Source organism: Mesorhizobium sp. WSM4817 (assembly GCF_055811135.1).
The window spans coordinates 88,255-108,523 of record NZ_JBVVQQ010000003.1 but is presented as its reverse complement, the minus strand read 5'-3'; the positions used below and the strand labels follow the sequence as shown (position 1 = coordinate 108,523).

The window sequence follows — 20,269 nt, the reverse complement described above, 5'->3', positions numbered from 1 at the left end:
AGTTTCCCTGCAGGACGGAGGAGGAGCGGCATGTACCGGGCACCAGTCGAGGAAATCGCCTTCACGCTGAAGCATGTGGCCGGCCTGAAGCCGGCGCTTGACGCCGGCACCTTTGGCGACCTTGGCGAAGACCTCGTCGATGCCATTCTGGCGGAAGCCGGCCGCTTTGCCGGCGAAGAGGTCGCGCCGCTCTACAAGATCGGCGATGAACAAGGCGCGGTGCTGAGCGGCGCGGCCGTCACCATGCCGCTCGGCTGGAAGGAACTTTATCGCCGCTGGATCGACGGCGGCTGGAACGCGCTGTCCGCGCCGGAGGAATTCGGCGGCCAGGCGCTGCCGACCATGCTGGGCGTCGCCGCGCTCGAAATGTGGAACTCCGCCGCCATGGCCTTCGGTATCGGCCCGACGCTGACCATGGGCGCGGTCGAAGCGCTCGACAAGCATGCTTCACCGGCGCTGAAGGCCAAATACCTGGAAAAGCTCGTCTCGGGCGAATGGACGGGCACGATGAACCTGACCGAGCCGCAGGCGGGTTCGGATCTGAATGCCTTGCGCGCCCGCGCCGAGCCGGCCGGCGACGGCACCTACCGCATCTTCGGCCAGAAGATTTTCATCACCTATGGCGAGCACGATCTTACCGACAACATCATCCACCTGGTGCTGGCGCGGCTGCCGGACGCGCCGGCCGGCACGCGCGGCCTTTCGCTGTTCCTGGTGCCGAAATTCCTTGTCGGCGACGATGGCGCGCTCGGCGCACGCAACGACGTCTTTTGCTCCGGGCTGGAGCACAAATTGGGCATCCACGCCTCGCCGACCTGCACCATGATCTATGGCGACGGTTTCGAAGGGACCGCCCCCGGCGCGATCGGCTGGCTGATTGGCGAGGAAAACAAGGGCCTCGCCTGCATGTTCACCATGATGAACAATGCGCGGCTCGCCGTCGGGATGCAGGGTGTTGCGGTCGCCGAAACGGCCACGCAGAAGGCGCTCGCCTACGCCTATGACCGCCTGCAAGGCAAAGCCGCGAGCTATGATGGCAGCGGCATGGCGCCGATCGTCCATCACCCCGACGTGCAGCGCAATCTTCTGACCATGAAGGCGCTGACCCAGATTGCGCGCGCCATCAGCTATTGCTGCGCGCACGCCATTGACCACGCGCGCGTATCCGTCGGCGATGAAGCCATCCATTGGCAGGAGCGCGCCAATCTGCTGACGCCGCTGGCCAAGGCCTTTTCCACCGATGTAGGCGTCGAGGTCGCCTCGCTCGGGCTGCAGGTTCATGGCGGCATGGGATACATCGAGGAGACCGGTGCGGCAGCACTTTATCGCGACGCGCGCATCGCGCCGATCTACGAAGGCACCAACGGCATCCAGGCGATAGACCTGGTGGCGCGCAAGCTGCCGCTTGGCGGCGGCGAGCATGTGCATGGCTACATCGCCGAGCTGAAAGCCGTCGCCAATCAAGCGCGGACCTCGAACCTTCAAGGTTTTGGCCGCACCGCCGATGGCCTCGACCAGGCGCTCGACGATCTCAGCCAGGCGACGCGCTTCCTGCAAGGGCTGCTCGCAGACGGCCGCTCGGACGCGGCGCTGGCCGGCGCGACGCCGTATCTGCGGCTGATCTCGCTGGCGGCGGGCGGCGCCTATCTGGCGCGCGGCGCGCTTGCCGACCAAAGCCGCATCGCCCTTTGCCGCTTCTTCGCCGAAAACCAGCTTGGCGAGGTGGGCGCGCTGAAGGAGCGCGTCGTTGGCGGCGCCGACAGCCTTGCCGCTGCCGGCCAGACACTGATTTCTGCCTGACAGCCACCAGGTTGACGTTTCACAAAGCCCGGCGTCTCACAAAGGATCATCCGTGACAGACCATATCCTCGTCGAGCGCCAGGGCGCCATCCAGATCATCCGCATCAACCGTCCGGACAAGAAGAACGCCTTGACACGGGCCATGTATGCGAAAATGTCCAAAGCCCTTGCCGAGGGCGACGCCGATCCGGCGATCCGCGTCCATGTCTTCCTCGGTGTTCCAGGCGCCTTCTCATCCGGCAACGACCTTGCCGATTTCATGGTCGTCGCCACCGGCGGCGACGGCGGCGCCGAAGTCTGGGATTTCCTGATGGCGCTGGCCAGGGCGGAAAAACCGATGATCTCCGGCGTCGACGGCATTGCGGTCGGCATCGGCACAACGCTCAACCTGCATTGCGACCTGACCTTCGCCACGCCGCGCACACTATTCCGCACGCCGTTCGTCGATCTCGGCCTGGTCCCGGAGGCGGGGTCGAGCCTGCTTGCGCCGCAGATTCTCGGCCGGCAAGGCGCCTTCGCGCTGCTTGGCCTCGGCGAAGGCTTTTCGGCCGAGCGGGCGAAAGCGGCCGGGCTGATCTACGCGGTGGTCGAGGAGAACGAGCTCGAATCCGCCGTGCTTGCCGCTGCCGGGCAGATCGCGGCCAAGCCGCCGCAAGCGCTGAAGATCGCGCGTGACCTGATGCGCGGTTCGCGTGAAGACCTCGTTGCCCGCATCGGCCAGGAAAGTGAGCATTTTCGGGCGCGGCTCACATCCGACGAGGCTCGCGCCGCCTTGATGGCCTTCATGACCAGGAAGAAGGGCTAGCTGGCGCTCCTAGAGTCTAGCATATGTCATGCACATGCATTACATTGTCTGCTGGCGAAGGAGATTGCCATGCCGTCGAACGCACTGGTCCAGACCCGAATTGACGCTGAGGTGAAGGAACGCGCCACGGCGGTTCTGGAAAACATGGGGCTCACGGTTTCCGATGCCGTCCGCATCTTGTTGACGCGCACCGCGAATGAGGGCGCCTTGCCGCTCGAACTCGTCAGCAACAGTGACGCCCACGATGCCTGGTTCCGGGCGAAAGTTCTGCAGGCGATCGAGGATACCCGGCCGGACGTTGAAGACGCCGACGCCGAAACCCATTTTGCTGGACGGCGGGCGGCAGCGCTTCGCAAGGCGGAGGCAGGTGAGTCTTGAGGCTGGTCTGGGCGCGGTTTGCGCTCTCCGATCGCGACGACATCTTCACGTATATCGAAGCCGAAAACCCCAGAGCCGCCGTTCACGTCGACCAGCAGATCGTTTTTGCGACTCACCGTCTCATCGACTTTCCGGAAAGCGGGCGACCCGGCCGGATCGCCGGCACGCGCGAACTTGTCGTCGCGCGCACGCCCTACATCGCCGCTTATGCCGTAGTGGCCGACCGGTTCGCATCCTCCGCATCCTGCATGGCGCCCAGATGTGGCCGGACGAAATAGCGACGGAGTAGTCTCCCTTGAAGATCAGGAACGCGCCAGCGGACGATCATTTCCGCGACTTGACGTATTTTCCGACAACAGCGGCTACATCACGGTCACTGGCAAAGTCGCCGCGCCCGACGTCGGCCAATCCGGCTTCTATCTCGGCGAGTTGCCATTCCTCACGGGCCACGAAGTCCTCGATAGCCTGCGCGGCCACATAGGAGCGCGAGCGGTCGAGCTTTTCGGCAAGCTGGTCAAGCCTCTTGCGGTTTCGTCCGGGACACGCACGGTAAAAGCCGTCATAGAAAGAACCTTTCATGTTGGTTCACTATGACTATTGGTAAACCAAGGTGGTTCGGCAAGATTGCCCTAGGCTCCTTGGTGAAGCTGCTTAAGGGCCAGCCGCTCAGGGATAAAGCCTTGTCTTGTCCCAGCCGCCCTCAGCGCTGCGCGAGAAGACAATACGGTCGTGCAGCCGGAAAGGCCGGTCGTGCCAGAACTCGATCGTCTGCGGCACGATGCGGAAGCCTGACCAGTGTTTCGGCCGTGGGATCTCGCCGATCGCATGGCGCGCCGTGTATTCGGCAACGGCCTTTTCCAGTGCGAAGCGGCTCTCCAGCGGCCGCGACTGTTTCGACGCCCATGCCCCGATGCGGCTGCCGCGCGGACGTGTCGCGTAATACGCGTCCGCTTCCGCCTCGGTAACGATCTCCACCGGCCCCCGTGCACGCACCTGCCGGCGCAGCGATTTCCAGTGAAAGCACATCGCCGCCTTCATGCTGCCAAGAATCTCGCGGCCTTTGGCGCTCTCGAAATTCGTGTAGAACACAAATCCGCTTTCATCGAACCCCTTGAGCAGCACCATCCGCACATTCGGCATGCCCTCGGCATCGACGGTCGCCAGCGCCACGCCGTTGGGATCGTTGATCTCACTCTTCGTCGCGTCGTCAAGCCATGCGGCAAACAGGCGGAATGGCTCCGCAGCCTCGGCAAAGTCACCGCTTGTTAACTCAGTTTCGCTCATAGTTTTTCCAAATTTTATTGCCGGCCGGGGGAGATTGCCGATTGTCGCGCATCGCGCAACTTTTTGACAGCAGGCAATGGCGCCTTATTGCTTCCGCCAGCGCGCAAATTGCGGTCAAGGCCGCCGCGATCGTGCTGGTCGCCTTGCCGCTTGCCGCTTGCGGTGCTGGCGGCTTCAGTTTGGAGCAGGCGGAGGTCGACCGTACGATCCTCACCAGCAGCACGCCTGCCTCTGCCATGCCGATCGACCAGGATCGCGCCTCGGACCAGGCGACGATCCGCAACGCGGTGTCTTCAGCCGATATCCAGGAACTTGCCGGTCAGGCCGTTCCCTGGGCGAATTCCGATACCGGTTCGCGCGGCTCGATCACCGAACTGGCGGAGTCCAGGGACAACGGCCAGCTTTGCCGCCGCTTCACCGCCTCACGCGAAAGCTTCGACGGCGTCGCCCTGTTCAAGGGCGAGGTGTGCCTGGCCGGCGCCGGCGCCTGGCAGATGCAGGACTTCAAGGCGCTCTGATTTTCCGCCATCATATGACCGTAAGCTACTGGAATTTCTTCCTATGCGAGCGCATATAGATGGCAATCATGGACTCACTCCTTCTCCAGGGCAGGAAGCATGCGCGACCCCTATGAGGTGCTGGGCGTTGCCAAGAACGCATCGGCCAAGGATATAAAATCGGCGTACCGCAAACTCGCCAAGGAGTATCATCCGGACCAGAATCCGGATCCCAAGGCGAAGGAGCGGTTTGCCGCCGCCAACCAGGCTTACGAGATCGTTGGCGACGAGAAGAACCGGGCGGCTTTCGATCGCGGCGAGATCGATGCCGAGGGCAAGCCGCGCTTTCAAGGCTTCGAGGGCGCCGCCGGCAGCGCCGATCCGTTCGCCGGTTTTCGCCGGCAGCAAGGGCCGGGCGGCTCGCGTTTCGAGTTTCGCTCAGGCCGACCGAGCGGCGATCCGTTCGACGGCAGCAGCGACATTTTCAGCCAGATTTTCGGCGAGACCTTCTCTCGCGGCGCCGGCATGGGCGCCGGCCCGCAGGCGCCGTCCGGCGCCGACCTGAACGTGACGCTCGACATCACCATCGAAGAAGCGGCGACTGCCGAGAAGGTAACGGCGATGTTCCCCGACGGGCGCAAGGTCGCCGTCAAGCTGCCAGCCTATGTCGAGGACGGCCAGACCATCCGGCTGAAAGGCCAGGGCGAGCAAGGGCCGGGGCAACCGGGCGATGCGCTGGTCAAGATCCGCTTCCGGCGGCATCCGCGCTACCGTGTCGAAGGCCGCGACCTTCACGCCGACCTGCCGGTTGCGCTGGCGGATGCCGTGCTGGGTGCCAAGGTGGCGGTCGAAACGCCGACAGGCAAGGTTGCAGTCAATATTCCCGCCTGGTCGAGCTCGGACAAGGTCCTGCGGCTGAAGGGCAGGGGCCTGCCGGAAAAAGTCGGCGGTCACGGTGATCTCTACGCGCATGTGCGGCTGATGCTGCCTGAGGGTGGCGACAGCGATCTCGAAGCGTTGATGCGCAACCGCAAACGCTAGCCTGGCGCGTCAAAGCCGCGCTACGCCGCAAACGCTCCTGTCTCTCACCTGTCCGTTTTGACCGACTGCAGGGCTCAGCAACATTCCGCGACATCGCTCGATGGCCTCCCGGAACATGTCCGGCTCGCGCCAGGCAGGTGAGTCGCTTGTCGCCGGAGCGTTTTCTTATGCGTGGGCGGAATAAACCCGCGGCCGCCCCGTTTCCAACCCGTTGGTCGACTAGCGAAATTGCCCGTCAAACAAATAGCAACGAAGGAGCGCGTCGGATTTGCTGGGTCATGCGTTATCGAGTTTGGAAAGTGCGTTCGGAGAAATCAGGGCTATGTATCGAAACGACAGGCTCAGCAGGGTTTTCGCGCTGATACTAATATGCCTGAATATCTTCGTCATCACCGTTCCATTCGCGATCGAGGCGCTTCGATCAGCCGGAATTTCACGTTACGACCTGCCTGCGCGTCTTAACATCAGCAGGGATGGATCGCTGCCCGAGATGTTCAACTACGGGCAGGCCGCGCTTTGCGCCCTGTTTCTGTTCGGCATCTGGCTTCGAACCAGGGAGCATATGTTTCTTGCCTGGTCGCTGATTTTCGGTTTTGTCACGCTCGACGACGCCGCCCGTTTCCATGAGCGGGGCGGCCTGCTGCTGTCAGCGACATTCGACCTCGTCTCGCTGCCGGGCATGCGGGCTCGCGACACCGGGGAAATCATCACCTGGTCGGTGGTCGCGCTCGGCCTGCTGGCGCCGCTGCTGTGGTCATTCTGGCAAAGCAGACCGAGGCAACAAGCCCTCGGATCGGTGTTTTTGCTGCTGTTCGCGTGTCTTGTGGGCTTTGCCGTGGCGGTGGACATGCTGCACTTCCTGACTGGCTCGAAGCTCGTTGGCTACGCGGAAGACGGCGGCGAGATGCTGTCGATTGCCGTCGCCTGTTGCAGTGCGTTCATCCTCTATCGCGGGCTGGGGCGTTATGCGGATCTTCAGGCATTGGATCCGAGCCTGCCGTTCTCGAAGCGGACATAACCGAATTGCTGAAACGGCCGCGCGAACAGAAGGAATAAGTTTGGCTCCGAGCCGTTACCTCCCGGGGACCAACCCTGGAGGATGCAGTCGTTTCCGCCCGTTCCAACGCGCAGGTTCTGGCGTCGTTCAGGACACCAGGAGGTGAAGCCGAAGCCTGGTATGCCGGCGAAACCTTGCCGCTGGCGCGCCCTTCACCTCGCCCGGCCACTGATGGTCTTCCTGTGCGGCGCTTCGCCAGCGGCCAACGCGGTCGTGCCGGGCACCGACGCCAATGTCGTCACAGCAATCGACGTCTCGGACTCGATCGGCCGATATGAGGAATGGCTCCAGCAGGCCGGGCTCGTGCGGGCGCTCGTCCACCCCGACTTCCTGCGCGCCGCCACCGCCGGCCCGCGGCGTCGGATCGGGTTCGCCGTCTTCACATGGTCAAGCGATGGCAAGTTCGACCTGTTGGTGCCCTGGACCGTCATCGACTCGGCCGAGGACGCCGCGCGCGTGTCTCAGGCGCTCGCTTCGGTGACGCTCATCGACCGAACCCATTACGGAGGCGGCGATATGAAGCAAGACGGCAACGCTGATCCCGCAGCGATGCACGATCGTCTGACAGACATGTCGGAGGCGATCGCCCTTGCTTCGCTCCTGTTGACGTCATCGCCGCACGCGACGGAGCGCGCGGTCATGAACATCTGCGCCAACGGAACCGACAATTTCGAGGGCGGAACAGAATCCTCACGAGACGCGGCGCTGGCGCAAGAGACATCTCGGATGCGAAAGACGCCGGTGAATTCATGACCAGGAAACTTGTTCGCGACCTCTTGGCGTCCGCGCCGGCAGATGCGCCACGTTTCAGGATCGAGTGACCGCTTCGATGCACAACTACTCTTGCAGAACTGCTGCACGACATGGCGTGGCGTCTTTTCGTCAATTCTCGCTTGAGCGTGCCACAAGCGCTTCGCCCAGGCAATCGATACTCAGGTCGGAAGGTCAGCCGGCGGGCACTGTCCGTTTTGAGCGCTTGAAGGGGCTCTGTGCCTGTGCGATAGCCACTCACGAAGCAGCAAATCTTGCGGAGAGCGCTCACATGGCGGGTGGACAAGGCATTATGGCCGGCAAGCGCGGGCTTGTCCTGGGCGTCGCGAACAATCGGTCGATCGCCTATGGCATCGCCAAGGCCTGCGTCGACCATGGCGCCGAGATCGCGCTGACCTACCAGGGCGAGGCGTTCAAGAAGCGCGTCGAGCCGCTGGCGGCGGAACTCAACGCCCATGTCGCCGGCCATTGCGATGTGACCGATCCGACAACGCTCGATGCGGTATTCGACGACATCGCCAAGCGTTGGGGCAAGCTCGATTTCCTCGTCCACGCCATTGCCTTTTCCGACAAGGACGAGCTGACAGGCCGCTATGTCGAGACGACGCGCGACAATTTCCTGCGCACGATGGACATCTCGGTGTTTTCCTTCACCACCATCGCCAAGCGCGCCGAGGCGCTGATGACCGAGGGCGGCTCGCTGCTGACGTTGACTTATTACGGTGCGGAAAAAGTGATGCCGCACTACAACGTCATGGGTGTTGCCAAGGCAGCGCTCGAAGCCAGCGTGCGCTATCTGGCCGTCGACCTCGGCGCCAAGAAGATCCGCGTCAACGCCATCTCCGCCGGTCCGATCAAGACGCTGGCAGCCTCCGGCATCGGCGATTTTCGCTACATCCTGAAGTGGAACGAATACAATTCGCCGCTAAAGCAGACGGTGACGCAAGAGGAGGTCGGCGATTCAGCGGTCTATTTCCTTTCAAACCTTTCACGTGGCGTCACCGGCGAGATCCACCATGTCGATTCCGGCTACCATGTCGTCGGCATGAAGGCGGTCGACGCGCCTGATATTTCGACCGTCAAGGAATAGACCCGCCTCGAATATACCCTCCCGCCTGCCGCTCTCCGGATGACCTGATGTATCCGCTCGTCTACATCGCGCGCCATGGCCAGACGGTGTGGAACGCCGAGTCCCGGCTGCAAGGACAGGCCGACACCGATCTCAACCCGCTCGGCCGCGAGCAGGCGACCGGCAATGGCCATCGGCTGGCGGAACTCGTTCAAAACCCCGAAGATTTCGATTTTGTCGCCAGCCCGATGCGGCGAACGCGTGAGACCATGGAACGCATTCGCATGGCGATGGGGCTCGATCCCCAAGCTTACCGCACCGATCCCCGCCTTGTCGAAATGAGTTTCGGCGACTGGCAGGGTTTCACCTTTCCCGAACTCGAGGCCCGGCATCTCGGCTCGGCCAGGGAGAGGCGCCTCGACAAGTGGAATTTCCTGCCGCCCGGCGAGGGCGCCGAAAGCTATCAAATGCTGCTCGAACGGGTAAAGCCGTGGTTCGACGCGCTGGACCGCCGGACGGTTTGCGTGACGCATGGCGGCGTCGTGCGCGTCCTGTTCCGCATGGTGCTGGGAATGCCCGAGAAAGAAGCCGCAAGGCTGAATGTGCCGCACGATCGGTTGCTCAGGCTGGAGGGCCGACGCCTGGAGTGGCTCTAATGCACGTCGCCCAAAAGCATGCCCACGGGCCCGCCCTTCTACTGGCCCAACGATCTCAATGCCGCTGCCTCGTCTTCCCGTGACAGAGGCTCATGCGCTCCGGTTGCCGCGAGATAGGAATCGAGCGCTTCCGAAGACGAGGCCGGTGCATATCCGCCATCGCGCGCGGGCGCAACGACGGCAAAATTCACCGCCCAACCATGATCCGAGTGGCACGCCACGGATATGACGGTCGAGCGGTTGGCAGAATCGATTTCGAATTCGCGGCACAAGGAACCGGTTCCATCGCGAAACGTGGCAACGGCACGGATCCTGTCGGTGGAGCCTGCCAGCACGGCTTCTTCGCCGGACGCCACCTGCCCGAGCGCCTCTGAAAGAGGGCTGTCCTGCCCTGCCACCTCAAGTCCATGCGGCTGGTTTTGGCTGGCAAACCCAAAAAAATATCCGCCGAACCCAAAAACGACTGCAACCAGCGAAGCAGCCAGCGGCATGATCCAGGATGCCTGGGGGCGCCGCATCGCCTGATTGTCCCTCGCCCTGAAGGCAACGACACGCGCGCCCTCGCTAGCGTGCGATGGAACGCTGCGCCGCTCGGCCTCGTCGATCATTCGCTGCACCGACTGGCTGAGTCGGTCGGGAACGGGTTCATCGAGAACCGGCATCAGTGCCTCTTTGACCTGAATGCGGGTTTCCAGGAACAGGGCGACCCGGCTGGCGATATCCGGCTGCATGGCTTTCTCGATGGCTGCGGCAGTCGCGTCGTCAAGTTCGCCGTCTGCAAAGGCCATGAGCGTTTCGTCAGCAAACTCGCGTCTGATCATTTCTGTTCTCGCCCTTCATGACCGGTGAACGTGGCAAGCCGGGATTTATTCCGACTGCCTCGGCGAGATTTTTTCTGGCACGCGCCAGCCGGCTCATCACCGTTCCGATCGGTATGTCGAGTACGCCGGCCGCCTCCCTGTAGGAAAGGTCCTCGACGCAGACCAGGAGAATGATTTCGCGCTGATCGTCCGGCAGATCGGTGATCGCCTGGGCAACGCTATTCAGGGTAAAGCGTGCTTCGACATCTCGCTCGCCACAGGCGCCGACAAGGTCCTGCCGTTGCTCGATGTCCTCCTGCGGGCCGGCCGTGCGCTGCCTTCTGATGTGGTCGATCCACAGATTTCGCAGGATCTGGAACAACCACGCATCAAAACGGGTTCCAGGTTCAAAGCGCCCGGTGTTGGCAAGCGCGCGTTCGCAGGCCGCCTGCACCAGATCGTCGGCAAGATCGCGGGAACGGCAAAGGGAAATCGCAAAACGGCGCAGGTTCGGAAGAAATGCAACAAGCTGCTTTCCGAATTGATCAGTCTCAATCACGTCGAAGTTTCCGGTTTCTTGAGGACCGAGCGAAGTCAGCCGCCTCCGCACGCATTCGGGGTGGGTCGGTATCTCATGTGGCAGCATATGACCACGGCGGCTAAACCAGCGTGGGAGTCCGGCTAGATTTCGGAAAGGCCAGGATTAGACTATGGCAAGCATCAGGTTAGAGCTTGGTGAGAGAACTGCCCTTTCCTGAAAACGTGGGTGACCCGCTGGCTTCAAGCCGATATCACGTAGCCGAAGCCCCGCACGGTTTTTATGAGCGGCTTTTCGTCCACGCTTTCGATCTTGCTACGAAGGTAGCGGATGTAGACATCGACCACCTTCGTTTCCGGGTCGAAACTCAGATCCCAAACATTGTTGAGCAGCCGGGTTCTGCTGATCACAGCGCCGGAGTGCGACATCAGATACGCGAGAAGCCTGAATTCCTTGGCCGTCAGGCTGATCTCGCGTTCGCCGCGCCAGACCTTCTTGCCGACCGGATCAAGCGCCAGATCGCCAACCCTGAGGACCGGGTCCGTGCCTGTGCTGGAGCCGCGGCGAAGCAGCGCCTCCATGCGCGCGATCAGCTCGTCGAAGGCGAAAGGTTTGGTCAGGTAGTCGTCGGCGCCCCCGTTCAGCCCTCGACCTTGTCCTGCAGGCTGTCTCTGGCCGTGAGCATCAGGACAAGATGCTGGTGCTGCTCGCGCCGCAACATGCGACATACTTCGAGGCCGTCGATTCCTGGAAGCATTCGGTCGAGAACGATCAGCGCATATGGCGTCTCCCGTACCATCGCCAGCGCATCCCCGCCACTGTCGGTCACGTCGACAACGTAACCCTCGGCTTCGAGCCCCCGCTTGATGAAGCCGACGATGCGATCGTCGTCCTCTACCAGCAGAATCCTTGACATTTACACCACCTTCTCCCCGGGTCGTATTGCGGGGAGTCAGAGAATTCCCCGCCTCGCGGTGGGCGTGGTCATTCCGCCAAGCTCCCGCCTCAACAATCGTAATCCATGAAACGAAGGAGGTCGTTGTTTATTCCGAGCCGGTTTTTGCACGCAGCCTCTTTTTCAGAACGACTACGGCGGCACCTGCGTTCGCATCCGCAGACGCGGTTGCGTCAGCGTGTGGAAGCCGGACCACGACCTCAGTAAAAGACCCGACCTCGCTCGTGAGCGCAATCTCGCCACGATGCTTTTCGATGAGCCATTTCGCGATCGCCAGACCGAGGCCACTGCCAAGTTGGCGCGACGCCCTTGGGCTTCGGCCACGGTAAAATCGCTCGAACACCTTGGGTATTTCCTCGGCTGGAATGCCCAAACCCTTGTCGCGTATCGCAATCTCTGCATGCCCGTCCACAACGGTCATATTCAGGTTCACCGAGCGATCGCGCGGAGAGTATTTTATGGCATTATCCAGAATGATCACGAGAGCCTGTTTGAGCCGCTGCGCGTCGGCAGTGATCCAGACCGGACGGGTGCTGTAGGCCGCCTTGATCGAGATGCCCTTGGCGCGCCCCAGAATTTCGCCCTCGTGGACCGCATCGGCGACGATGTTAACGAGGTCCGTTCGGCGGGGCTCGAAACGTATTGTATCGGTTTCCGAACGAGAAAGAAAAACCAGATCGTCGACCAGGCGTCCCATCTCCAGGCTCTGAGTGACAATCCGTTCGAGCGCATCGCGGTACACTGCCTCTGGCTTTGAGCCATGGCGCAGCGGAATTTCCGCTTCACCGCGAAGCGCCGTCAGTGGAGTGCGCAGTTCATGGCTGATGTCGGCGAGGAACTGGACGCGCAACCGGTCGAGCTCCGTCAACCGCTGGTTCGCCGCGGCAAGCTCGGCGGTCCGTGTGGCAACTTGCTGCTCGAGTTCTGCTTTGGCATTGAGCAGCCGGTCGCGCTGGTCTTGCTGGTGTGTGGCCATTTCGTTGAACCGCCTGGCGAGCGCACCAAGTTCGTCGCGGCGATCAAAGGCGATCCGGTGGTCGAGATCACCACGACTGATCGCCTCTGTGCCTTCGGTCAGAAGGCTGATCGGGCGCATCAATGATCGGGCGAGAAGGAAAGCAGCAACAAAGCAGAGAACCACAGCAGCCAACGCAAGCGCGGCCGTCATCCAGGTCAGGCGTCGCCACAGTGCTTCTGCCTGCAGCTCGGTTCGCACGACCTCTTCCTCTTCGTCGCGCCGCGCGGCTTCCAGGATGTTTTCGAACTCGGCATCGAAACGATTCTCGATGTCCCGGCGAAAAACGCTGACCGCGTCCTCCTGGCGCCCCTGGTTGCGAAGATTGATTGCGTCAGAGGTGGCTTTGGCGATTTCTCCGTAGAGCGTGCGCATCCGCGTGACGCGGAAGATCTCGTCACCTTCTTCCTCCTGTTTGCTGCTGCCCCGGAGAAACTCGGCTTCTCCCCTGGTCAGCTCTGCGAGCTTTTCGAAGCCTGCCTCAAGCTCGGCGCGGGCGCTCTCGTAGTCGGGACGCTCCGGTTCGCCAATCAACAGGAACTCGGCGATCTGCTCAGAATATCGGTTGGCGTTGACCGTAAGTGCGGTGACGGCTTCCAGTTGGTTGTTGGCCCATTGCACGCGCTGCGTGTAGTAGGTTGTCGAGCGAATGGTGATGTAGACGATAGCCGCCATCATCACGACTGCCCCCACGACAATGAGCTGAAATACAAGAATGCGAGACCTGATGCCCATCGGTGTCCATCGGCGTTGAGAACCCGAAACCGATCGGATTCATGAATACCCCCTTCGCGGCAGAGAAGGCCGCCGTGCAGGATGGCTCGCGCAGATCGGCGCAACATTTCCGCGACGCCGTTCAGCACGGAGCAACCATAGAGGATCCGCTATTAAGGATACGGGAGATTCAGGTTAGAAATTGGTGAGAATGCAGTCCTGCCGTCCGAATTTGGCGACTTCACCCCGTGAGAAGTTTAGTTCAGCTGGACGCCGCAAGCCGAAGCAAGACTGGCTCGCCGGGTTTCATCGGGCGCAGAGTTGAAGGCCGTCGCGGGTGACTTGCGAAACCCATCGCCAGCCGAAACTGGTCGCGTTGCTCGCGAGAATAGCCAGCACCGCCCAGAGTGAATGAGTCTATTCGGTTGAATCGCTATCCGGCAATTGCATATCGGTGATGATGTTCTCGCCGTTTGTCTCGTCGTAGGCGATCACGATGTCCATGCCGGGTTTCAGCGCTTCGAGATCGGTTTCGGCGTTCAGCTTGTAGGATTTGCCGTCGTCGAGTGTCAGCGTCAACGTTTCCTTGTCGATCTCTTTGATCAGGCCTTCGGTCTGGCCGGCAAAGGCGGCGGTGGAAATCAGCAACATGGCGGCAACGGCGCCGATCGGGATACGCATCATCGTCCTCTTATCATTGCGCCGGCACAGTGGCGGCGGGTGTTCAACAGACGGTGTTCAACAGACAGGTCGAGGGAAGCAGAAACCAACCGAATGTGTCAAAACTAAATCCGCCAGATCACAGTTTGACCACTGCGGAAAACGCCAATAGAACGCAGCTACGGCGCCGCGCGTCCTGACGCAGAAACGACGCTGTGGCACTTTTGATTTTGCGCATGATCCTTCCCGAAAGTCGCTACGGTTTTCGGGGTCATGCGCTAAGCCGGCTCGACGCCGGCAGGGCTGGTTTTCATGTCTCACAATACTTTTGGCCATCTTTTCCGCGTCACCACCTGGGGCGAAAGCCATGGCCCAGCGCTCGGCTGCGTCGTCGACGGCTGTCCGCCCGGCCTCCGCTTCACGCGCGCCGAGGTTCAGGCCGAACTCGACAAGCGCCGCCCGGGTCAATCGCGTTTTGTGACGCAGCGTCGCGAACCAGACGAGGTCAAGATCCTGTCCGGCTTCATCCTGGATGACGACGGCGAGACCATGATCACCACCGGCACGCCGGTGTCGATGCTGATCGAGAACGTCGACCAGCGCTCCAAGGACTATGGCGAGATCGCCCGCCAGTACCGGCCGGGTCATGCCGATTATACCTACGACACCAAATACGGCCTGCGCGACTATCGCGGTGGTGGCCGTTCTTCGGCCCGCGAGACAGCGGCGCGGGTGGCGGCCGGAGCCTTGGCCCGCAAGGTCGTGCCCGGCATGATCGTGCGCGGCGCACTGGTCTCGATGGGGGAAAAATCGATCGACCGCGCCAACTGGAACTGGAATTTCGTTGGCGACGCCGAAAATCCATTCTTCACGCCCGATCCGGCATCGGTCGCCGTCTTCACCGCATATCTTGACGGCATCCGCAAGGCGGGTTCCTCGGTCGGCGCGGTAATCGAGATCGTCGCCGACGGCGTTCCGGCAGGCCTGGGCGCACCGATCTACGCCAAGCTCGACCAGGACATTGCCTCGGGCCTGATGTCGATCAATGCCGTCAAGGGTGTCGAGATCGGCAACGGCTTCGAGGCCGCCCGCATCACCGGCGAAGAAAATGCCGACGAGATGCGTATCGGCAATGACGGCAAGCCGGTCTTCCTGTCCAACAATGCCGGCGGCATCCTCGGCGGCATCTCCACCGGCCAGGCGATCGTCGCGCGCTTCGCCGTCAAGCCGACCTCGTCGATCCTGACCCCGCGAAAGTCGATCGACAAGGACGGCAACGACGTCGAGATCATGACCAAGGGCCGGCACGATCCGTGCGTCGGCATCCGCGCCGTGCCGATCGGCGAGGCGATGGTTGCCTGCGCAATCGCCGATCACTATCTGCGTCATCGGGGACAGACAGGGAGAGGAGAGGGCAGTAGGGCAGTAGGGCAGTAGGGCAGTAGGGCAGTAGGGCAGTAGGGCAGTATGTTATCCCGCCGAAGCAGCCAATTTTTTCCTTTTCCCTAATCCCTTACTGCCCTACTGCCTTACTGCCCTATTCCCTGCGAGAGCGAAGCGAGCGTCCATGCCTTACGACCAGAAGAAGATCGTCGAAGCCCTGCGCGCCTTCGAACGCGGCGAGATTGTCGTCGTCATGGACGATGACGGGCGCGAGAACGAGGGCGACCTGATCGTCGCCGCCGTCCATTGCACGCCGGAAAAGATGGCGTTCATCGTCCGCAATACCTCTGGTATCGTCTGCACGCCGATGCCGCGCGAGGAGGCCAAGCGCCTCAACCTGTCGCCGATGGTCGCCGACAACGACTCGGCCCACACCACCGCCTTCACCGTCAGCGTCGATTTCAAGCACGGCACCACGACCGGCATTTCGGCCGACGACCGCACATTGACCGTGCGCAATCTTGCCAACGGCAATGTCGGCGCCTCCGATTTCGTCCGCCCCGGCCACATCTTTCCGCTGATTGCGCGCGAAGGCGGTGTGCTGATGCGTTCGGGCCATACCGAAGCCGCGGTCGATTTGTGCAAGCTTGCCGGCCTGCCGCCGGTCGGTGTCATTTCCGAGCTGGTCAATGATGACGGCACCGTCATGCGCGGCCTGCAGGTGCAGGCCTTCGCCGAAAAGAACGTTTTGAAGCAGATTTCGGTCGCCGACCTCATCGCCTATCGCCAGCGTAAGGAAACGCTGGTCGAGCGTGTCGCCTGTTCGGAGATCGACACGCCCGGCGGCAAGGCGCAGGTCTTCACCTACACGCTGCCCTGGGACTCGATGCACCATGTGGCGATCGTCTTCGGCGACATCCGCGACGGCGAGGAGGTGCCGGTGCGACTGCATTCCGAGGATGTTGTGACGGACGTTTTCGGCACCGGCCACAGGCTGGACGGCATCATGAAATCGATGGGCGAGCGTCGGCGCGGCGTCATCGTCTATCTGCGCGAAGGTTCCGTCGGCGTCGCCCATCAGGAGCGCAACCGGCCGGCTGCCGGCGACCGCGAGGACCATGAAGAGGCGCGCCGCCGCGAAAGCGAATGGCGCGAGATCGGCCTGGGCGCGCAAATCTTGAAGGATCTGGGCATTTCCTCGATCAACCTGATCGCCTCGCGCGAACGCCACTATGTCGGCCTTGAAGGTTTCGGCATCCACATCGCCAAGACCGAGATTCTCTAGGACTGGTTTAGCGGAGCGCCGGCATGCGTCCGGTCCCGCTTGGCACCGGACGCATGAAGACTATTCGGCAGGAACCGCGGCTGTTTCGCGCGCGGAGATGTCACTATCGCCCGTGGCAAGGCTGCGCTGGCCGGCGAGCACGGTGACCAGCGCGATTGCGCCCGCCGCCACCGACACCAGGAACCCGCTCTGTGCGCCGAAGGCGTCCACCACCCATCCGGCGGCGAAGGAGCCGAGCGCCATGCCGATGCCAATGCCGGTCATGACCCAGGTCACGCCCTCGGTCAGCATCGCCTCCGGCACGCGCCGCTCGATCAGGCCGAATGCCGTGATGAAGGTCGGCGAGATCGCCACACCGCTAACGAAGACAGCTAGCGCCAGAAGCGGCACCGTGTCTGCGACAAGCAACGGCAGCGTGGTGAGCGCGATGATGGCGATCGCGATGGCAAGCTGAATTTGCAGCGGTGTTTTCAGGTTCAGAGCGCCGAGGACGATGCCGACGACGAACGATCCGAGGGCATAGACGCCGATGACGAGGCTGGCGGCGCCCGGCTGGCCGAGCTCCTTGGTGATCGCCACGGTGCTCACCTCCGTGGTTGCGAAGGTCGCGCCGATGAAGATCAGGGCCAAGGTGATGATTTGGACCGGCCGCAGGCGGATTGCCGATCTGCGCGAACCCTGGTCGACCGGTCGCACGCGCGGCTCGGTCGAGCGCTGCAGGATGAGGGCTGTCGAGCCGAAGGCGAGGAACAATGTGCTCGCCAGCATTCCCGCTTCCGGGAAAAGCGCGACGCTCAGGCCAACCGACAGCGAAGCCCCGGCGATGTAGACCAGCTCGTCCGCCGCCGATTCGAAGGCGAACGCCGTGTTCATCTCGGGGCGATCCCGGAAGAGCTCTGTCCAGCGCGCGCGCACCATCGCTGGGATGCTGGGCATTGCGGCGGCCAGCAGCGCTGACACGAACAGTGTCCATATCGGCAAGTCCTGATTGGCCGCCGTAATCAGCACTACGAAGGCGAGCACGGAAATAACGGTGGTGGGCGCCACAATCCGCGCCTGGCCGAGGCGGTCCACCAGCCGCGATATCTGCGGCGCGACAAAAGCATTGGCCAGCGCATATGTCGCGGAGACGGCCCCGGCCAGCCAGTACTCGCCATGCGTCTGCGACAGCATCGCGACGATTCCGATCGGAGCCATGGCCATCGGCATCCGGGCAACGAAGCCGGCTGCGGCGAAGCCCTTGGCTCCCCTTGCCTTGAAGATTTCGCGATAGGGATTGGGCATGAGAACACTCCTGGATTTCTGAGGCCGATCCAGTTATATACGTGGCGTATGCAAATCAAATAATGACATACGACGCGTATGTCAATTAATATACGAGACGTATGTGAAGGAATGGGCGAATGGGGCACAAACCACGCAAGGAGATGATCGCCGAAACCCGCGCCAAACTGGTCGCGGCCGCGCGCCATGCCTTTGGCACTGTCGGCTATGCCGAGGCCTCGATGGACGACTTCACCGCATCGGCCGGGCTGACGCGCGGCGCGCTTTATCATCACTTCGGCGACAAGAAGGGCCTTCTCCAGGCGGTCATCGCCGAGATCGACGCGGAGATGTTGGCCCGGTTGAAGATCGTTTCCGCCAGGGCGGACACTCTCTGGCAGGGCTTTGTCGACGAATGCACTGCCTATATCGAGATGGCGCTGGAGCCCGAGATCCAGCGTATTGTCCTTCGCGACGGACCGGCGGTGCTCGGCGATCCTTCGCAATGGCCGAGCCAGAATGAATGCATCCGCTCGATGAGCGAGAACCTTCAAAAGCTGAGGGACGAGGGAACCATCGTTGCCGTTGATCCCGAAGCCGCAGCAAGGCTGGTCAGCGGCGCCTCGCTACATGCCGCGCAGTGGATCGCAAATTCGGAAAATCCAGAAGCGACGTCGAAAAACGCGGTGAAGGCGTTCAACGTGCTTTTGGAGGGACTACTCAGGCAAGGTCGCGGGATTGCCCGTCCACAACCACCGGCTGAGGTGGACAAATCGCCGGCCTGAGCCTGTATCAAGCCCACCAAAGGCAAGGCGAGACTCGAATGGGACGGCCGAAGCGCGCCTCAAATTCGGGCAGCTCAAGGAGAAGGCGCTGGTCTCGGTCGGTGGCTCGCGCCGGACCCAACCAGCACCCAACGCCTAAACCCTGTTGAACGTCTGCCTTTGGCGGTTGCAAAACATGGTCAAAGCCGCCGGGCGCGCCTATATCGGGGGCATGGTTACAAGGCTTTATACCCACCCGATCTTTCTCGAGCATATAACGCCGCCCGGTCATCCGGAGCGGCCGGACCGCCTGCGCGCCATCGAGCGCGTGCTCGACGACGAGGCCTTTGCGGCCCTTGATCGTGCCGAGGCGCCGGAAGGCGACGAGGCCACCATCCTCTACGCACACCCGCAGGAATTCGTCGAACGGGTCCGCGCTGTGATACCGGACACCGGTATCGCTCGTGTCGACGCCGACACCACCGCCAGCCCGAAAAGCTGGCAGGCGGCCGTCACGGCGATCGGCGCTGCCAACGCCGCCGTCGACGATGTCTTTCGGGGCGACGTGGCCAATGTCTTTGTCGCCGCCCGGCCGCCCGGCCACCACGCCGAAAAGACCACGTCCATGGGCTTCTGCCTGTTCAACACCGCGGCGATCGCGGCACGCTACGCGCAACGGCAGCACCAGGCCGAGCGCGTTGCCATCGTCGACTGGGACGTCCACCACGGCAATGGCACGCAGGATATTTTCTGGGACGATCCGTCGGTGCTCTATTGCTCGACGCACCAGATGCCGCTTTACCCAGGGACCGGGGCGGTGAGCGAAACCGGCGCCGGCAACATCGTCAACGCGCCGCTGGCGCCGCAGACCGGCAGCGAGGTTTTCCGCGACGCTTTCCTGTCGCGGATCTTGCCGGCGCTCGACAATTTCGCGCCCGACCTCATCATCATTTCCGCCGGCTTCGACGCGCACCACCGCGATCCGCTGGCCGAGATCAACCTGACCGAGGGCGATTTCGACTGGGCAACCGGCCAGTTGATGCAACGCGCCGGTCGCCACAGCGACAACCGGCTCGTCAGCCTGCTCGAGGGCGGCTACGATCTGCAGGGATTGGCATTTTCGGTCGCCGCCCATGTCGGGCGACTGATGAAAGGATAGACGATGGCTGGTGAGAGCAACGAAGACGTCAAGGCGATGAGCTTCGAGCAGGCGCTCGACGCGCTGGAGAAAATCGTCGATGATCTGGAGCGCGGCGACGTGCCGCTCGACCAGTCGATCCGCATCTATGAGCGCGGCGAGGCGCTAAAACTCCATTGCGACCGGCTGCTCAAGGCGGCCGAGGACAAGGTCGAGAAGATCAGGCTTTCGCGCGACGGCAAGCCGGTGGGGACAGAGCCTCTGGACGCGGAGTAAGACACGGTCCCGAACGACAATTTCGCCATGCGGCTTTTGGACATGATCATGCGGGCTTTTCGACATGATCATGATTGAGGATAATACTCATCCCGCTTGAAACGGCTCCAGGACGAGAGG

Annotated in this window: 22 protein-coding genes and 2 pseudogenes; 15 read left to right on the top strand and 9 right to left on the bottom strand. The window is 62.3% G+C overall.

Features of this window, described 5'->3' with window-relative positions; translation table 11 throughout:
- Positions 1 to 30: 30 nt before the first annotated feature.
- The 4 genes and pseudogenes from AC0L2K_RS05410 to AC0L2K_RS05395 all read left to right on the top strand — a co-directional run bounded on the left by AC0L2K_RS05410 (position 31) and on the right by AC0L2K_RS05395 (position 3,272).
- Positions 31 to 1,800, top strand: coding sequence for an acyl-CoA dehydrogenase (locus tag AC0L2K_RS05410; RefSeq protein WP_419696232.1), 1,770 nt, complete (start codon positions 31 to 33; stop codon positions 1,798 to 1,800).
- Between the two features lie 52 nt (positions 1,801 to 1,852).
- On the top strand, positions 1,853 to 2,605 hold the full coding sequence (locus AC0L2K_RS05405) for a crotonase/enoyl-CoA hydratase family protein (RefSeq protein WP_287225976.1): 753 nt from the start codon (positions 1,853 to 1,855) through the stop codon (positions 2,603 to 2,605).
- A gap of 69 nt (positions 2,606 to 2,674) precedes the next feature.
- On the top strand, positions 2,675 to 2,983 hold the full coding sequence (locus AC0L2K_RS05400) for a type II toxin-antitoxin system RelB/DinJ family antitoxin (RefSeq protein ID WP_128167692.1): 309 nt from the start codon (positions 2,675 to 2,677) through the stop codon (positions 2,981 to 2,983).
- Positions 2,980 to 3,272: pseudogene (locus AC0L2K_RS05395) on the top strand (type II toxin-antitoxin system RelE/ParE family toxin). The gene AC0L2K_RS05400 and the pseudogene AC0L2K_RS05395 overlap by 4 nt, the downstream one beginning before the upstream one ends.
- A gap of 35 nt (positions 3,273 to 3,307) precedes the next feature.
- Here the strand turns inward: AC0L2K_RS05395 and AC0L2K_RS05390 are convergent.
- Together AC0L2K_RS05390 and pdxH are read right to left on the bottom strand one after the other, a co-directional pair.
- Positions 3,308 to 3,546 (bottom strand): annotated as a pseudogene (locus tag AC0L2K_RS05390) (CopG family ribbon-helix-helix protein).
- A gap of 103 nt (positions 3,547 to 3,649) precedes the next feature.
- Positions 3,650 to 4,267 carry a pyridoxamine 5'-phosphate oxidase gene (pdxH, locus tag AC0L2K_RS05385; protein WP_419696235.1) on the bottom strand — a complete coding sequence of 206 codons (618 nt, stop codon included), beginning with the start codon at positions 4,265 to 4,267 and terminating at the stop codon, positions 3,650 to 3,652.
- A gap of 41 nt (positions 4,268 to 4,308) precedes the next feature.
- On the opposite strand from pdxH, the gene AC0L2K_RS05380 reads away from it, so the two are divergent.
- The 6 genes from AC0L2K_RS05380 to AC0L2K_RS05355 all read left to right on the top strand — a co-directional run bounded on the left by AC0L2K_RS05380 (position 4,309) and on the right by AC0L2K_RS05355 (position 9,358).
- Positions 4,309 to 4,785: an RT0821/Lpp0805 family surface protein gene (locus AC0L2K_RS05380; protein ID WP_128167688.1), complete on the top strand. Its 477-nt coding sequence runs from the start codon at positions 4,309 to 4,311 to the stop codon at positions 4,783 to 4,785.
- Positions 4,786 to 4,884: 99 nt separating this feature from the next.
- On the top strand, positions 4,885 to 5,805 hold the full coding sequence (locus AC0L2K_RS05375; protein ID WP_287172062.1) for a DnaJ C-terminal domain-containing protein: 921 nt from the start codon (positions 4,885 to 4,887) through the stop codon (positions 5,803 to 5,805).
- A gap of 562 nt (positions 5,806 to 6,367) precedes the next feature.
- A complete protein-coding gene (locus AC0L2K_RS05370) occupies positions 6,368 to 6,823 on the top strand; it encodes a hypothetical protein (RefSeq protein WP_287258750.1) in 456 nt (151 codons plus the stop codon).
- Between the two features lie 159 nt (positions 6,824 to 6,982).
- The gene (locus AC0L2K_RS05365; RefSeq protein WP_473530819.1) at positions 6,983 to 7,615 is read left to right on the top strand and encodes a DUF1194 domain-containing protein; all 633 of its coding nucleotides are present in this window, start codon (positions 6,983 to 6,985) and stop codon (positions 7,613 to 7,615) included.
- A 289-nt stretch (positions 7,616 to 7,904) separates the two neighbouring features.
- Positions 7,905 to 8,723 carry an enoyl-ACP reductase FabI gene (fabI, locus tag AC0L2K_RS05360; RefSeq protein ID WP_287061494.1) on the top strand — a complete coding sequence of 273 codons (819 nt, stop codon included), beginning with the start codon at positions 7,905 to 7,907 and terminating at the stop codon, positions 8,721 to 8,723.
- Between the two features lie 47 nt (positions 8,724 to 8,770).
- The gene (locus tag AC0L2K_RS05355) at positions 8,771 to 9,358 is read left to right on the top strand and encodes a histidine phosphatase family protein (protein ID WP_128172028.1); all 588 of its coding nucleotides are present in this window, start codon (positions 8,771 to 8,773) and stop codon (positions 9,356 to 9,358) included.
- A 38-nt stretch (positions 9,359 to 9,396) separates the two neighbouring features.
- Here AC0L2K_RS05355 and AC0L2K_RS05350 read toward each other — a convergent pair whose 3' ends face one another.
- The 6 genes from AC0L2K_RS05350 to AC0L2K_RS05325 form a co-directional block, all read right to left on the bottom strand.
- On the bottom strand, positions 9,397 to 10,179 hold the full coding sequence (locus tag AC0L2K_RS05350) for an anti-sigma factor family protein (RefSeq protein WP_128245611.1): 783 nt from the start codon (positions 10,177 to 10,179) through the stop codon (positions 9,397 to 9,399).
- Positions 10,157 to 10,717: an RNA polymerase sigma factor gene (locus AC0L2K_RS05345; RefSeq protein ID WP_287061493.1), complete on the bottom strand. Its 561-nt coding sequence runs from the start codon at positions 10,715 to 10,717 to the stop codon at positions 10,157 to 10,159. Before AC0L2K_RS05345 ends, AC0L2K_RS05350 begins: the two co-directional genes overlap by 23 nt.
- Before the next feature lie 221 nt (positions 10,718 to 10,938).
- Positions 10,939 to 11,277: a winged helix-turn-helix domain-containing protein gene (locus AC0L2K_RS05340; RefSeq protein ID WP_287061491.1), complete on the bottom strand. Its 339-nt coding sequence runs from the start codon at positions 11,275 to 11,277 to the stop codon at positions 10,939 to 10,941.
- Positions 11,278 to 11,336: 59 nt separating this feature from the next.
- On the bottom strand, positions 11,337 to 11,612 hold the full coding sequence (locus AC0L2K_RS05335) for a response regulator (RefSeq protein ID WP_287061490.1): 276 nt from the start codon (positions 11,610 to 11,612) through the stop codon (positions 11,337 to 11,339).
- Between the two features lie 127 nt (positions 11,613 to 11,739).
- On the bottom strand, positions 11,740 to 13,344 hold the full coding sequence (locus AC0L2K_RS05330; RefSeq protein ID WP_473530818.1) for a sensor histidine kinase: 1,605 nt from the start codon (positions 13,342 to 13,344) through the stop codon (positions 11,740 to 11,742).
- Positions 13,345 to 13,797: 453 nt separating this feature from the next.
- On the bottom strand, positions 13,798 to 14,061 hold the full coding sequence (locus AC0L2K_RS05325; protein WP_031254973.1) for a DUF1344 domain-containing protein: 264 nt from the start codon (positions 14,059 to 14,061) through the stop codon (positions 13,798 to 13,800).
- A 291-nt stretch (positions 14,062 to 14,352) separates the two neighbouring features.
- On the opposite strand from AC0L2K_RS05325, the gene aroC reads away from it, so the two are divergent.
- The gene (gene aroC / locus AC0L2K_RS05320; RefSeq protein WP_287061488.1) at positions 14,353 to 15,477 is read left to right on the top strand and encodes a chorismate synthase; all 1,125 of its coding nucleotides are present in this window, start codon (positions 14,353 to 14,355) and stop codon (positions 15,475 to 15,477) included.
- A 130-nt stretch (positions 15,478 to 15,607) separates the two neighbouring features.
- Positions 15,608 to 16,708, top strand: a complete 1,101-nt coding sequence (gene ribB, locus AC0L2K_RS05315) for a 3,4-dihydroxy-2-butanone-4-phosphate synthase (protein ID WP_473530817.1) — start codon at positions 15,608 to 15,610, stop codon at positions 16,706 to 16,708.
- A 60-nt stretch (positions 16,709 to 16,768) separates the two neighbouring features.
- Here the strand turns inward: ribB and AC0L2K_RS05310 are convergent, their stop codons facing one another.
- Positions 16,769 to 17,992 (bottom strand): MFS transporter, encoded by a 1,224-nt coding sequence (locus AC0L2K_RS05310; RefSeq protein WP_473530816.1) that lies wholly within the window; start codon positions 17,990 to 17,992, stop codon positions 16,769 to 16,771.
- 119 nt (positions 17,993 to 18,111) lie between these two features.
- On the opposite strand from AC0L2K_RS05310, the gene AC0L2K_RS05305 reads away from it, so the two are divergent.
- The 3 genes from AC0L2K_RS05305 (at position 18,112) to AC0L2K_RS05295 (ending at position 20,149) form a co-directional block, all read left to right on the top strand.
- A complete protein-coding gene (locus tag AC0L2K_RS05305; RefSeq protein ID WP_473530815.1) occupies positions 18,112 to 18,756 on the top strand; it encodes a TetR/AcrR family transcriptional regulator in 645 nt (214 codons plus the stop codon).
- A 211-nt stretch (positions 18,757 to 18,967) separates the two neighbouring features.
- Entirely contained in the window at positions 18,968 to 19,894 is a 927-nt protein-coding gene (locus tag AC0L2K_RS05300) for a histone deacetylase family protein (RefSeq protein ID WP_287341734.1), read from the top strand.
- A 3-nt stretch (positions 19,895 to 19,897) separates the two neighbouring features.
- A complete protein-coding gene (locus AC0L2K_RS05295) occupies positions 19,898 to 20,149 on the top strand; it encodes an exodeoxyribonuclease VII small subunit (protein ID WP_023799340.1) in 252 nt (83 codons plus the stop codon).
- Positions 20,150 to 20,269 lie beyond the last annotated feature (120 nt).